Here is a 12870-nt window from a genome sequence, read left to right as displayed (position 1 = left end):
AAATCCGTATACTGTGCAGCGTTATTCACCGTAGTCGGAGAGAATTTATGCGTCCAGCAGGCCGTAGTGCACAGCAAGTCCGTCCCGTTACCATCACGCGTCATTATACCAAACACGCAGAAGGGTCGGTATTAGTCGAGTTTGGGGAAACTAAAGTTCTCTGTAACGCTACCGTTGAAGAAGGCGTGCCTCGTTTCTTAAAAGGACAGGGTCAAGGTTGGGTGACCGCAGAGTACGGAATGCTACCCCGTTCAACACACAGTCGTATGCCTCGTGAAGCCGCGAAGGGCAAACAAGGTGGCCGTACCCTAGAAATCCAACGGTTAATTGCACGCTCATTACGTGCAGCGGTTGATCTAAAAGCGTTGGGCGAGTACACCATTACGTTGGACTGTGATGTTATTCAAGCTGATGGTGGTACGCGTACGGCGTCGATTACTGGAGCTTGTGTTGCGTTAGCGGATGCATTAAATGCCTTGGTAGCCAAAGGTAAATTAGCGAAGAATCCAATGAAAGGCATGGTTGCGGCAATATCAGTCGGCGTTGTCGAGGGAGAGGCACGTTGCGATCTTGAATACGTTGAGGACTCTGCGGCCGATACGGATATGAATGTCGTGATGTTAGAAGATGGCCGGATGATTGAAGTTCAGGGTACCGCAGAGGGTGAACCCTTTAGCCATGAAGAACTTCTTGCTCTACTCGCTTTAGCGAAAGATGGAATTTCATATTTAATTACTGCTCAGAAAGCAGCGCTTAATCAATAATAGGTACCGAGCGACCATTAGGTCGCTTTTTTATGGGGAAAGAAAATGAAACCGTGGCAGCGTGAATTCATTGAATTTGCAATCAGTAAAAAAGTGCTAAAATTTGGTGAGTTTACTTTAAAATCAGGGCGTAAAAGTCCTTACTTTTTCAACGCTGGCTTATTCAATACTGGCCGTGATTTAGCTCAACTTGGCCGCTTTTATGCACAAGCCTTAGTCGATTCAGGGATCAGTTTTGATTTACTGTTTGGGCCTGCCTATAAAGGTATCCCGATCGCCACAACGACAGCTGTTGCCCTGGCTGACCATCACCATCGTGATCTTCCTTATTGTTTCAACCGTAAAGAAGCTAAAGACCACGGTGAGGGGGGATTACTGGTTGGTAGTCCACTCGAAGGGCGTGTCATGTTAGTAGACGATGTGATCACGGCTGGTACAGCGATCCGTGAGTCGATGGAAATCATCGCCGCACATCACGCAAGTCTTGCGGGGGTATTGATCTCACTGGATAGACAAGAAAGAGGAAGAGGCGACATCTCTGCGATTCAGGAAGTGGAACGCGATTATCAGTGCCACGTTATTTCGATTATTACCCTCAGTGATCTGATTAGTTATCTGGAAGAGCAACCTTCAATGGCTGAGGCATTAGTCGCGGTAAAAGCGTATCGCGAACAGTATGGGATCTGATAAGGCTAGCGGGGTTACCCGCTATCCTTGTTACGTTAGTAAAATTGAGTAGCGAGCAATGGCCAGCGTAATTCAAAATTTGCGGTGGGCTTGAAGCGAAATTCTGAGCGGACATAACGTAACAGCAAGCCTTCGCAAAACGCGATGAGTTGACTTGCGAGTAACGCTTCGTCGACTTGAAAACCTTCTCCATCGCGAATTTTTTTCTCTTTCATTACTTGGCGTAACTGGACTTCAATACGTTCAAACAATTGATTGATCCGCCCCTGCAAACGGTCTTGTTCAAACATCAATGCATGGCCAGTCATGATACGGGTTAAACCTGGATTTTTTTCACCAAATCCCAATATAAGCTGAACGATCAGTTTTAGCCGCAGCAGTGTCTCTTTTTCATCACTAAGAATTAGGTTGATTCGAGTAATAAGACTGTCTTCGATAAATTCTATTAAGCTATCGAACATCTTTGTTTTGCTGGGAAAGTGGCGATAAAGTGCAGCTTCAGATACTCCTACGCTTGCGGCAAGTTTAGCCGTGGTGATACGTTGACTACCGTCGCTCGATTCCAGCATATGTGCTAATGCTTGTAAGATTTCTTCACGTCGGTTGCCCCGCGTATTTTTTTTCTCTGTCATGCCGTTAACCATCCTAAAAATCTTAATGAGTAGCCCGGAATGTGGGGCTACATCAGAGATAAGTTATCTAAAGGGGCTCGATTACTGACGACCAGAGTGCCCAAATCCACCTTCACCGCGCTCTGTTTCAGTGAATGCTTCAACAAGATTAAATTCTGCCTGAACAACAGGAACAAAGACTAATTGTGCTATACGATCGCCAGACTCAATAACGAAGGACTGTTCGCTCCGGTTCCATACTGACACCATCAGTTGGCCTTGATAATCGGAATCAATCAGGCCTACCAAATTACCAAGTACGATACCGTGTTTATGACCTAAGCCAGATCGCGGTAAAATAACGGCCGCTAGTTCAGGGTCCGCAACGTGTATGGCAAGACCGGTTGGAATCAGTGTGGTACTCCCTGCGGCGAGTGTTATTGATCCATCAATACATGCTCGCAGATCAAGACCTGCAGAACCAGGGGTAGCATAAGCAGGTAAAGGGAATTCTTTACCTACTCGCGGGTCAAGAATTTTAATATCGATCTTTTTCATAGAGGTTGACTATCTCGTCTAATAATTGCTGGCCAAGGAGTTGTTTACTACACAGTGGTAGCTGTTTTTCTCCCTTCTGCCAGAAAAGGTGAAGGGCATTATTATCACTATCGAAACCTTGAGTTGTGTCAGAGACGTCGTTAGCACAAATCAGGTCTATATTTTTACGTTCTCTTTTTTGTCGGGCATATTCTTCCACATTCTGGGTTTCTGCCGCAAATCCAACCACCCACGGTTTAGGTGCAGATAGTGCAGCCACGCCTGCAACAATATCCGGATTTTTAACCAGTTGTAGGGTCATAACGTCACTTTCAGTGGTTTTTTTTATTTTTTCGGCAGCAATTTCTTGCGCACGATAATCGGCAACGGCGGCACAGCCTATAAAAATATGTTGTTGCTGAATGGTTGCCATCACGGCATTTTGCATCTCTTCTGCTGAAACGACGTCTTGACGATGAACCCCTGAAGGGGTTGTTAATTCAACCGGCCCGCTAATTAATGTGACCGTTGCCCCACGTTGCGCTGCGGCTTGGGCAATAGCAAACCCCATTTTTCCTGAGCTTTTATTACTAATGTAACGCACGGGATCTAAGGCTTCACGAGTCGGACCTGCCGTTATCATAATATTCAGATGAGCCAAATCATGACGCGACTGATTCCATGCAATTGCATGCTCGACAATAGTCAGAGGGTCGAGCATACGACCTGGGCCGACATCGCCACAGGCTTGATGACCATGATCAGGTCCCCATAGCATAAAATGATGTGCCTGAAGCTTAGCTAAGTTGCTGGTGGTTAATGTTGAACGATACATCTGCTGATTCATCGCTGGCACTATAGCAATGGGTGCCGCAGTCGCGAGACAAGCCGTTGTTACAATATCATTAGCCATCCCTTGGGCAATACGGGCAATTATATCTGCAGAGGCTGGAGCAATGATGACTAAATCAGCCCATTTAGCAAGTTCAATATGCCCCATTGCAGCTTCAGCATTGGGATCAAGTAAGTCATTGGATACAGGATAACCACTGACAGCTTGTAAACTTAAGGGAGTAATGAATGCCTCGGCAGCCTGAGTCATCATTACGCGAACCTCTGCGCCTTGCTCACGTAACCGACGGACTAAATCAGGTGTTTTATAGGCGGCAATTCCTCCACTCACACCAAGTAGGATACGTTTGCTGGTCAGCTTACTCATAGGGTGCCTCATCGTAGTAGGTCAAGATGGTCAGAAGAGAAACGTTTCGTATGGTATCACAAAGAAAGCTTAGCCATATCAATAAGGCTATTACACTGATTAGTAATAGAATTACTCTATTTTTGAGTCTTGAATATCTGGATAAAGTCAAAAACTTAGATCCTACTCGTAGGTTTAGGCTCTCCGACTTTTAATGCGATTAAATAATACCTAACTTTAGGTTTATTTTGATTGGGAGAGATACCATGGACGAGAAACCACGGGAAAAATTATTAACGAAAGGGGCTGCTGCATTGACCGACAGCGAATTACTAGCCATTTTTTTGCGTACCGGTAACCCTGAAATGCCAGTAATGGAGTTTGCTCGTCATCTTTTATCGCACTTTGGTAGTCTCAACGCAGTCATGAGTGCCACGCAGGAACAGTACTCTACAGTTAAGGGTATTGGTCAGTCAAAGTTGTGTCAGATTTATGCCATTGCAGAACTTGGTAAACGTTTTTACCAAGAGAAACTCTTATGCCAAGAGACAATATCAGATCCGGCCGAAGCCTATCATTATCTAACTACTCAATTGGCTCACCTAGAAAGGGAAGTTTTCCAAGTCATTTTTCTTGATAATCGACATCGTGTTCTTCAAGCAAAAATTATGTTTCAAGGCACAATTAACAGTGTAGAAGTTCATCCTCGGGAAATTGTGAAAGAAGCGCTATCCCAAAATGCAGCAGCGATGATATTGGCGCATAATCATCCATCAGGGATTTCTGAACCGAGTGCAGCGGATAAAAATATTACCCAACGAATACAAAAAGCCTGTCGTCTTTTTGATATTTCCGTTCTTGACCATTTTGTTATTGGAAAAGGTGAGTTTTTTTCATTTGCACAGCGTGGATGGCTATAAGGCCGAAAAAAAGTGCAAAAAATAGACAACCAACAGAAAAAGTGTACTTTTTCGTCGATCCAAGGAGATCTTTATCTGTTCGGGTCTTGAGCACTTGGTCGACAGGGCGTATACTACGCCACCTTTGAGAATCTCGGGTTTGGCGTTTAGGCCTGCTCAGCGGGTTCACATTGAACTCGCCTGGATAGGTTAAAAGCCTGACGAGGCGGCCAAAACCTAAGTGAAAAGCTCGAGCTGATTTTGATTTTTGGAGATAAGACATGTCACGAGTCTGCCAAGTAACTGGCAAGCGTCCGGTAACGGGTAACAACCGTTCCCACGCAATGAACGCGACGAAACGCCGTTTTCTTCCGAACTTACACTCACACCGTTTTTGGGTTGAGAGTGAGAAGCGTTTTGTTACTTTGCGTGTATCTGCTAAAGGTATGCGTGTAATCGATAAAAAGGGTATTGATGCTGTGTTAGCAGACATGCGTACCCGCGGTGAGAAGTACTAAGGAACTGAATCATGGCTAAAGGTATTCGTGAGAAGATCAAGCTAGTTTCCTCTGCTGGTACAGGTCACTTCTATACCACCACGAAGAACAAGCGCACTAAGCCAGAAAAACTGGAACTTAAGAAGTTTGATCCAGTTGTTCGTCAGCATGTGCTTTATAAAGAAGCTAAAATTAAATAATTTTAGTATTCTTATAAAAACCCGGCCCTATGGTCGGGTTTTTTGTTTTTGTCAGAAGGAGTTCTAGATGCCTGAATTACCTGAAGTCGAAACGAGTCGACGTGGTATTGCCCCCCACATCGTGGGTGAAACATTGCTATATGCTGTTGTTAGGCACCCGCAACTACGTTGGCCGGTATCTGAAGAAATTACTCAGTTGAGTGATGAGCCTGTTATTAGTTTAGAGCGGCGTGCAAAGTATTTACTGCTTGGACTGAGACATGGCTGGATTATTATCCATCTTGGTATGTCTGGTCGTTTACGCATTCTCAGCGAAGAAAAAGCCCCTGAAAAGCATGACCATGTCGATTTAGTTTTTAGTAATGGCAAAATATTACGCTATACCGATCCACGCCGTTTTGGCGCGTGGTTATGGGAGACTGACTTGACCCAAAGTCGAGTCTTACGTCATTTAGGGCCAGAACCACTCAGTGATACATTCAATGCGGCTTGGTTGATGCAGAAATCAGCGACCAAAAAAATTGCCGTAAAACCTTGGATTATGGATAACAAGTTAGTCGTTGGGGTGGGTAATATTTATGCAAGCGAATCGCTTTTTCAAGCCGGTATTCATCCTGACCGTACTGCAAGCGGGTTGACGCAACAAGAGAGTGAACGCTTAGTTACTAGTATTAAGACAGTGCTTCAACGTTCAATAGAGCAGGGCGGCACAACACTACGTGATTTTCTACAGAGTGATGGTAAACCCGGTTACTTTGCTCAACAGCTCAACGTCTATGGGAGAGCCGGTGAGCCTTGCTTACAGTGTGGCACGCTAATCATATCGGGGCGACATGCTCAGCGTAGCACATTTTGGTGTCCTCACTGTCAGCACTAAGTCATCATAAATTTATGTTGCAGCGCGTGACGAATCTCTGTGGTCACAAACGCGTCGATATTTCCTTGATGACGTGCAACCTCTTTTACAATCGTTGAAGAGAGGAATGCATATTTTTCATTAGGGATCATAAATATTGTTTCAAGACTAGGATTAAGATGTTGATTAGCTTGTGCGAGTTGACGTTCATAATCAAAGTCCGACACTGAGCGAACACCTCTAATTAACACTGTTGCATCATGTTTCTCGGCGAACTGTGCGAGCAGACTATCAAATCCCATCACTTTAACATTCGGAAGCGAAGCGGTTGCGAGCTCAGCGAGCTGAACTCGCTCCTCTAAACTAAATAGTGGTTTTTTACTCGGATTCAATGCGATAGCGAGAATTACAGTCTGAAAGATTGCTGCACTGCGCTGTATAATATCCAAATGTCCAAGAGTGAGTGGATCAAAGGTTCCTGGATAGATTGCCACGATTGACATATACACTCCTAATGGGGGTGAGCATTAATATAGGGTTCAACAATATGTAGCAGTTGTTGCAAGGCACCCTGGTTTTGATGCAAAACTTCAACAGCATGCAACCCATAGTATTTACGCAGATCATGGTCGGCTAATAGTTGTGTCATTTCTTGAATCAACGCGGTTTGATCGGTAACGGTGATCAAACCTTGATCTCGTTCGAGTCGTTCACAAATATCTTTGAAGTTCCATGTATGAGGTCCCATGATAACCGGAATGGCGTGTGCTGCCGGTTCAAGAGGATTATGGCCACCCCGTTCAATGAGACTTCCCCCGACAAAGGCTACATCAGCAATCCCATAAAGTAACATGAGTTCCCCCATAGTATCGCCAATTAATACCTGTGTTTCTTGGTTCGGAATTTGATTTTCACTGCGCATCAGAGGGGTAAAACCGATCTTTTGTGCAAGTTGTTTCACTGCTTGAAAACGTTCAGGATGACGAGGAACTAAAATCAACAGTAAATCAGGGAATTGGGCGAGTAGCTGACGATGAGTGTCTAACATCATACGCTCTTCCCCTTCGTGAGTACTTGCCGCAATCCACACCGGGCGATGAGGGGCCCACTGACGGCGTAAAGCCACCGCTTTTGCTGCGAGTTCAGGTGTTACCGAAATATCAAATTTTAGACTACCGGTCACTGAGACTTGTTCTGTATTTGCCCCTAACTGGAGAAACCGGTCAGCATCTTCACGATTTTGTGCTGCGATACAGCTAATTTTCTGTAAAAGATGAGCGAGTTCTTGACCGAGTATTTGATAGCGCTTGGCAGAACGTTCTGATAAGCGCGCATTAGCGATGATTAATGGGATATGACGACGATGTAATGTATGGATGATGTTAGGCCACAATTCAGTTTCCATAATAATCATCAAGCGAGGAGCTGCCGTATCTAAAAACCGATTAATCGCCGTGGGAAGATCGTAAGGAAGATAAACATGCGAAACATTATTGCCAAAGGCTGATTGTGCTCGCTCTGATCCGGTTGGCGTCATAGTTGTGACGGTAATTGGAATAGAAGGATATTGATATTGTAACGCCCTGACTAAAGGGATGGCTGCTAAGGTTTCGCCCACCGAAACGGAATGTAAAACAATACCTCCCGGGACGACTTTGCCTTTACAATAACCATAGCGTTCTTTCCAGCGTAGGCGGTAGCCCGGCAGTTTTTTACCACGGTGCCAAAGTCTTATCCAAATCAAAGGCTGGATAAGATAAAGTAAGAGGGTATAAACGGCAGTAAGCATGGTATTGTCGGCTCGCCTGAAATAAGAAATAAAGGCGTAGATATTACCAGAAAAATAGCGACCTCACATTATGGCCGCAATACCAAGAATATCGGTATAATGCGTCTTTCGATACGCGGTTACTTGCTGACAGATCACCGGAATAGACCCACCCCTATCGTAATTAGTGTAAACTCCCCAATATTTACTCAGCTTTCCATCATCGGGCCGACGGAATACAAATACTTATCGACGTTTATCATTTTTCGACAAGGCCGTGGTAGCAGGTTTACCTTTTCCAAACGAAAGCGTAGGCCTTATTCTAAAGCCCTTTGTGAGGAGTTTTACGTGAAAATAGCCTTTAGCTTACACAAATATTTCCCTTATGGCGGGCAGCAACGAGACTTTAGGCGTATTGCAGTAGCCTGCCAACAGCGCGGACATCATATAGTCGTCTACACCTCTGAATGGCAGGGAGAGAAGTGTCCAGGATTTGAAGTGATTATTGTACCTAAAAAAGGGATATCTAATCATACTCGTAACCACCACTTTAGCCGTTGGATTGCAGCATATCGTCTGAACAATCCTGATGATTTGTTGGTAGGATTTAATAAAATGCCTGGGCTGGATATTTATTTTGCCGCAGATGTTTGCTTCGCCGCTAAAGCCGCTAGGGAAAAAGGGTATTTATATACGCTAACACCGCGGTATCGCAGTTATCTCCAGGCAGAAAAAGCCGTATTTTCTACTCATTCAAATACTGAAATTTTAGTATTAACGCCACAGCAACAAGCAGACTTCAGTGCGTTTTACCATACACCATCGACCCGCTTTCATTTACTTTCTCCTGGTATTGATCGACAACAATTTTTACCTCATCAACGCAATGTTTATCGAGATGAGATCCGTCACGCCTTAGGCATCAATACGGATACTTTTTTTCTCCTTCAAGTAGGGTCTGATTTTCGTCGTAAAGGGGTGTTGCGGAGTCTAGAGGCTATCGCTGCCTTAGCCTCACCACTCAAGGAAAAAGTGATATTTTGGGTGGTCGGTGATGACAATCCCGCTGTTTACCGTAAATATGCTGAAAAAAAAGGTATCGCGGATCGGGTCTTCTTTCACCAAGGTAGAGAAGATATTCCGCAGTTAATGGCCGCAGCAGATTTGCTTCTTCATCCGGCACACCAAGAAGCCGCAGGAATTGTTTTGATTGAAGCCTTAGCGTCTAGTCTACCGGTAATTTGTACTGAGGTATGCGGCAATGCGCCTTATCTTTCCGACGCAGAGAGCGGTGTAGTGATCAGCGAGCCTTTTAGCCAGGACCACTTTAACCAAGCTGTTCTCAATGCGTTAAAGCATCCTGAGCAACTACTGTTATGGTCGCAGGCAGCACAACGTTACTGTGATCAACACGATATGTATGGTCTACCTGAACAGGCAGCAGACATTATTGAGAAGAGAGCGAAATATGTTGCAACTCGAACAACCCTTTAAACAAGCTTGGGCACACAGTGATCCGTATGCTGAAATTTTAGCGCTACAAGGTGAAACCTATCGACAAGTGGAAGCGAGAAAGACAATGCGCTTTGACTTTAAAGGGGAAAGTTACTTCGTTAAATACCACCGTGGTACAGCCTTAAAAGAAGTATTCAAAAACCTGATCACTTTACGTCTACCTGTTCTAGGCGCGAAAAACGAATGGCAAGCTATCGCACATCTTCACAACGTTAATGTGCCGACAATGAGTTGTTATGGCTATGGGCAACGTCACTGGAACCCCTTGCAACGTGAGTCATTTATCATTACTAAAGATTTAAACCCAGCGGTAAGTCTTGAAGATTACTGTGCGAATTGGGCGATAGAGCCACCGCGATACTGTGTTAAAAGAGAGCTCATTCGACAACTTGCACGAACGGTAGGCGCGATGCATCGGTCAGGACTTAATCATCGTGATTGTTATATTTGTCATTTCCTTTTAGCGCTTCCCTTCGATGAGTGTAAGGGGACAGCTACACTCTCGGTCATTGACCTGCATCGAGCGCAAATACGCAAGAAAACACCTTTACGTTGGCGCGATAAAGATCTTATTGCACTTTACTATTCAAGTTTTCCACTGGCATTGTCGTTACGCGATTATTGTTACTTTTTGGCTGAATATTTTGAAAAAACAGTACATGAAATTTTTCAAAAAGAGCGTGGGCTGATTCGCCAAGCCCAGAAAAAAGCAGAAAAAATTAAACAGCGTACGCTGAGAAAAAATCTTTAATTGATGTAGGGCTATTATGACTGCTGAAAAAAACTTACCCGCTATGTCTTTATTAGCATGTGAGAAATCAATCAAAAAACAGACTGTTATTAATCCTTGTGCGGTAAGTGAGAGAGCGGTTCAACTTCATGTTGGCTGGGGCGCTGATGGTGATTTCTTACTAGGATGTCAGATTTCAATGGCCTCAGTGATTACTAATAATCCTGAAGTTTGTTGCCATTTTCATCTTTTTAGTAATGATATTTCGCAACTTGATCAGCAAAAGCTATTTCACCTTGCTCAGCAGTATGCGTTAGTGATTACGCTCTACACGCTTGATAATGACTATTTCGCACAGTTGCCGACAAATCGGCTCTGGTCTGCCGCTATTTATTATCGTTTTATTATGGCTCAGGTATTAGCACAGTCTGCGGATAGAATGCTTTATTTAGATGCGGATGTGATTTGTCAGGGCAGTATTACTGAATTATTAGAACTTGATTTGAGTAGTACCGTGGCTGCCGTTGTCCCTGAGCGTGATGCTACTTGGTGGGCTCATCAGGCTAAGGTGCTTGGCTGTAAAGCGTTGGCGCAAGGCTATTTCAATTCAGGAGTAATGCTACTCAATTTAGAGTCTTGGCGCCGAGAAGGTATTTTAGAACAAGTATTAATGCTTGCCGCCAATCCAGAGATTCAAGGGAAATTGACATTTTATGATCAAGATTTACTGAATTTAGCGCTCATTGATAAAAAAATTTTTCTGAATAGTGCTTATAATACTCAATATAGCCTTAACTATGAACTCAACGAGGTTAAGCGTAAACGTTTTACCTCACAATGTATCTTTATACATTTTATTGGGCCTACTAAGCCTTGGCACCTTTGGGCGCAGTATGCGAGTGCTGAAGCATTTCAAAAGGCAAAAGCAGACTCTCCTTGGAATAGTGAGCCGTTGCAACAACCGACGTCGACGTACCAATATCGTTACTGCTATAAGCATCTGACAAAACAGAAAAAACGACTTAAAGGATATGGATATTTTTTAAGATACTTACTCCGTAAATTACTTTCTTTGCGATAAACAGAGAGCCATGGTCACTCAATCTAAACTTGCTGGGTACACCGTTTACACGAAAGGCAATGATGAATTTTTCATCAGTATGTTGGATGATTTTCTTCATTGTCAGTTAACGACGCTGAAAGTATTTAGAAATGTCCCAGATACTAAAGTGACCTTGGTTGAAAAAGAAGGAAAACTTTACGTTTTAAAAGTCTTCGTACCGCAAGAAAAATCAGTTGAACGTTTCTTTAAATCCTTTTTCAAAGGGGATTATTTTTTAACACTTTTTAAACAGACTGCCATGCTTCGTCAGCGTAACATTACGTTTCCAAACGATTTTTATCTCCTCGCTGAAACCAAAATTTTCAATTATGTCAGTCGATTTATTATGATTATCGAGTATATTCCTGGCGTCGAAATGAATATTTTGGCTCAAAGAGGTGAGTTAACTGATCAGATTAAATCTGAAGTATTAGAAAGCGTAAAAGTTTTGCATCAAAATAATGTTATTTTTGATGATGCCCACGAGCAAAATTTTATGCTATCGAAAGGGCAAGTTAGAGTGATTGATTTATCAGGAAAAACATATACTCCCTTGCGTGCCGCTAAGGATTTTATCGATCTTGAGAGACACTTTGGAATCTGCGATTTTGAGCGTGGTTTTTCTTACCAGTGGGTCAAGCGTAAATCTCAATTTCGCAAAAAAATTAAGGCGTTTAAAGGGTATTTGATTAAGCGTTCAGCATAGGGTCTACAATGCGCTCATTTTTTTCAGCCGTGCAGCTCAACGATTTGCGTCAGAAAAGAAAACATAAAGAGTGTCTAATTTTTCTTTCTGGGCCTTCCGCTGCTGAGGTATCCCTCTCATTATTACGCGCTAAAGATATTATTGCTGTAAATGGCTCCGCCCATTATCTGATTGATAATGAAATCAAACCTTTCATTTATCTCGTAACTGATGGTCGTTTCCCTTTACAACGTTTTGAAGAATTTAAACGCTTTAGCACAGAAAGTTGTTTTACTTTTATTAATCAAGAGGTTTATGATTCCGCTCCTGCCGATTTACAAGCTTGGCTGAATGACCATTGTTTTATTTTAAAAGAATTATATAAAAGGGAAAAAGCAGGCCCTTTAAAAAAAATAAGATATGGTCTTTTTTGTGCTAAGTATCCGAGTGTAATTATGGATGTACCCTTTTCGAGAAAGAAAAGATTAAAAGGCTTTTCAAAAGATATTACTATCGGTTATTGCAATTGTAAGACGGTTGCTTATGCAGCGATACAATTGGCTTATTCTCTTGCCTATCAAAAGATAATCTGTGCAGGCTTCGATTTAACACAAGGTGGCCAGCGTTTTTATGACCGGCGAGGCGAGGCTACAATGCCGTCAGAGCTTAGCAAAGATACGCAAAAAATTATTGCCGTATTGCGATTTATGAAAGAAAAGGTCAATCCCCCTGTCTATACATTATCTACGGTCACCTCGATTCCTTATGACATCATTCCATTGATCAAGGATGATGAAAACCAGTAGAGCGTATGTGCCCTC

General features: G+C 43.2%; 16 protein-coding genes. 11 read left to right on the top strand and 5 right to left on the bottom strand.

Translation table 11 applies throughout. The features are described 5' to 3' along the window. The first annotated feature begins 47 nt into the window (after positions 1 to 47). Together rph and pyrE are read left to right on the top strand one after the other, a co-directional pair. The gene (rph, locus tag HGT73_RS08500; protein ID WP_214213635.1) at positions 48 to 764 is read left to right on the top strand and encodes a ribonuclease PH; all 717 of its coding nucleotides are present in this window, start codon (positions 48 to 50) and stop codon (positions 762 to 764) included. A gap of 45 nt (positions 765 to 809) precedes the next feature. Continuing rightward, positions 810 to 1451, top strand: a complete 642-nt coding sequence (gene pyrE / locus HGT73_RS08495; RefSeq protein ID WP_214213633.1) for an orotate phosphoribosyltransferase — start codon at positions 810 to 812, stop codon at positions 1449 to 1451. 35 nt (positions 1452 to 1486) lie between these two features. Here pyrE and slmA read toward each other — a convergent pair whose 3' ends face one another. The 3 genes from slmA to coaBC form a co-directional block, all read right to left on the bottom strand. After that, positions 1487 to 2083: a nucleoid occlusion factor SlmA gene (gene slmA / locus HGT73_RS08490; RefSeq protein WP_214213631.1), complete on the bottom strand. Its 597-nt coding sequence runs from the start codon at positions 2081 to 2083 to the stop codon at positions 1487 to 1489. An 81-nt stretch (positions 2084 to 2164) separates the two neighbouring features. After that, positions 2165 to 2620: a dUTP diphosphatase gene (gene dut / locus HGT73_RS08485; RefSeq protein ID WP_214213628.1), complete on the bottom strand. Its 456-nt coding sequence runs from the start codon at positions 2618 to 2620 to the stop codon at positions 2165 to 2167. Then, the gene (gene coaBC / locus HGT73_RS08480; RefSeq protein ID WP_214213626.1) at positions 2601 to 3818 is read right to left on the bottom strand and encodes a bifunctional phosphopantothenoylcysteine decarboxylase/phosphopantothenate--cysteine ligase CoaBC; all 1218 of its coding nucleotides are present in this window, start codon (positions 3816 to 3818) and stop codon (positions 2601 to 2603) included. The genes dut and coaBC overlap by 20 nt, the downstream gene beginning before the upstream one ends. A 245-nt stretch (positions 3819 to 4063) precedes the next feature. Here coaBC and radC point away from each other — a divergent pair, with 245 nt between their 5' ends. The 4 genes from radC (at position 4064) to mutM (ending at position 6270) form a co-directional block, all read left to right on the top strand. After that, positions 4064 to 4717 carry a RadC family protein gene (gene radC, locus HGT73_RS08475; protein ID WP_214213624.1) on the top strand — a complete coding sequence of 218 codons (654 nt, stop codon included), beginning with the start codon at positions 4064 to 4066 and terminating at the stop codon, positions 4715 to 4717. A gap of 260 nt (positions 4718 to 4977) precedes the next feature. Then, positions 4978 to 5214 carry a 50S ribosomal protein L28 gene (gene rpmB, locus HGT73_RS08470; RefSeq protein WP_048913021.1) on the top strand — a complete coding sequence of 79 codons (237 nt, stop codon included), beginning with the start codon at positions 4978 to 4980 and terminating at the stop codon, positions 5212 to 5214. An 11-nt stretch (positions 5215 to 5225) separates the two neighbouring features. Beyond that, positions 5226 to 5393 carry a 50S ribosomal protein L33 gene (gene rpmG, locus HGT73_RS08465; RefSeq protein WP_003024094.1) on the top strand — a complete coding sequence of 56 codons (168 nt, stop codon included), beginning with the start codon at positions 5226 to 5228 and terminating at the stop codon, positions 5391 to 5393. A gap of 67 nt (positions 5394 to 5460) precedes the next feature. Further along, positions 5461 to 6270 carry a bifunctional DNA-formamidopyrimidine glycosylase/DNA-(apurinic or apyrimidinic site) lyase gene (gene mutM / locus HGT73_RS08460; protein WP_214213622.1) on the top strand — a complete coding sequence of 270 codons (810 nt, stop codon included), beginning with the start codon at positions 5461 to 5463 and terminating at the stop codon, positions 6268 to 6270. Here mutM and coaD read toward each other — a convergent pair. After that, complete coding sequence (coaD, locus tag HGT73_RS08455) at positions 6267 to 6752, bottom strand: pantetheine-phosphate adenylyltransferase (protein ID WP_214213620.1); 486 nt, start codon at positions 6750 to 6752, stop codon at positions 6267 to 6269. The two genes, mutM and coaD, sit on opposite strands and share 4 nt — an antisense overlap. Before the next feature lie 8 nt (positions 6753 to 6760). Further along, positions 6761 to 8038, bottom strand: a complete 1278-nt coding sequence (gene waaA / locus HGT73_RS08450; RefSeq protein ID WP_214213618.1) for a lipid IV(A) 3-deoxy-D-manno-octulosonic acid transferase — start codon at positions 8036 to 8038, stop codon at positions 6761 to 6763. Positions 8039 to 8365: 327 nt separating this feature from the next. Between waaA and HGT73_RS08445 the strand changes: the two genes are divergently transcribed. From HGT73_RS08445 to waaZ, 5 genes are read left to right on the top strand one after another with little or no spacing between them, the layout of a single operon-like run. After that, entirely contained in the window at positions 8366 to 9511 is a 1146-nt protein-coding gene (locus HGT73_RS08445; RefSeq protein WP_214213616.1) for a glycosyltransferase family 4 protein, read from the top strand. Next, positions 9486 to 10283: a lipopolysaccharide core heptose(I) kinase RfaP gene (rfaP, locus tag HGT73_RS08440; RefSeq protein WP_214213614.1), complete on the top strand. Its 798-nt coding sequence runs from the start codon at positions 9486 to 9488 to the stop codon at positions 10281 to 10283. Before HGT73_RS08445 ends, rfaP begins: the two co-directional genes overlap by 26 nt. A gap of 16 nt (positions 10284 to 10299) precedes the next feature. Beyond that, positions 10300 to 11343 carry a glycosyltransferase gene (locus tag HGT73_RS08435; protein ID WP_214213612.1) on the top strand — a complete coding sequence of 348 codons (1044 nt, stop codon included), beginning with the start codon at positions 10300 to 10302 and terminating at the stop codon, positions 11341 to 11343. 10 nt (positions 11344 to 11353) lie between these two features. Further along, positions 11354 to 12070 (top strand): lipopolysaccharide core heptose(II) kinase RfaY, encoded by a 717-nt coding sequence (locus tag HGT73_RS08430; protein ID WP_214213610.1) that lies wholly within the window; start codon positions 11354 to 11356, stop codon positions 12068 to 12070. 8 nt (positions 12071 to 12078) lie between these two features. Beyond that, on the top strand, positions 12079 to 12855 hold the full coding sequence (waaZ, locus tag HGT73_RS08425) for a 3-deoxy-D-manno-oct-2-ulosonate III transferase WaaZ (protein ID WP_214213608.1): 777 nt from the start codon (positions 12079 to 12081) through the stop codon (positions 12853 to 12855). Positions 12856 to 12870 lie beyond the last annotated feature (15 nt).

The sequence above is a fragment of the Rosenbergiella australiborealis genome, assembly GCF_018494035.1.
Taxonomy (GTDB): Bacteria; Pseudomonadota; Gammaproteobacteria; order Enterobacterales; family Enterobacteriaceae; genus Rosenbergiella; species Rosenbergiella australiborealis.
The sequence above is the reverse complement of the archived record's forward strand: the minus strand, read 5'-3'. Positions and strand labels throughout refer to the sequence as shown.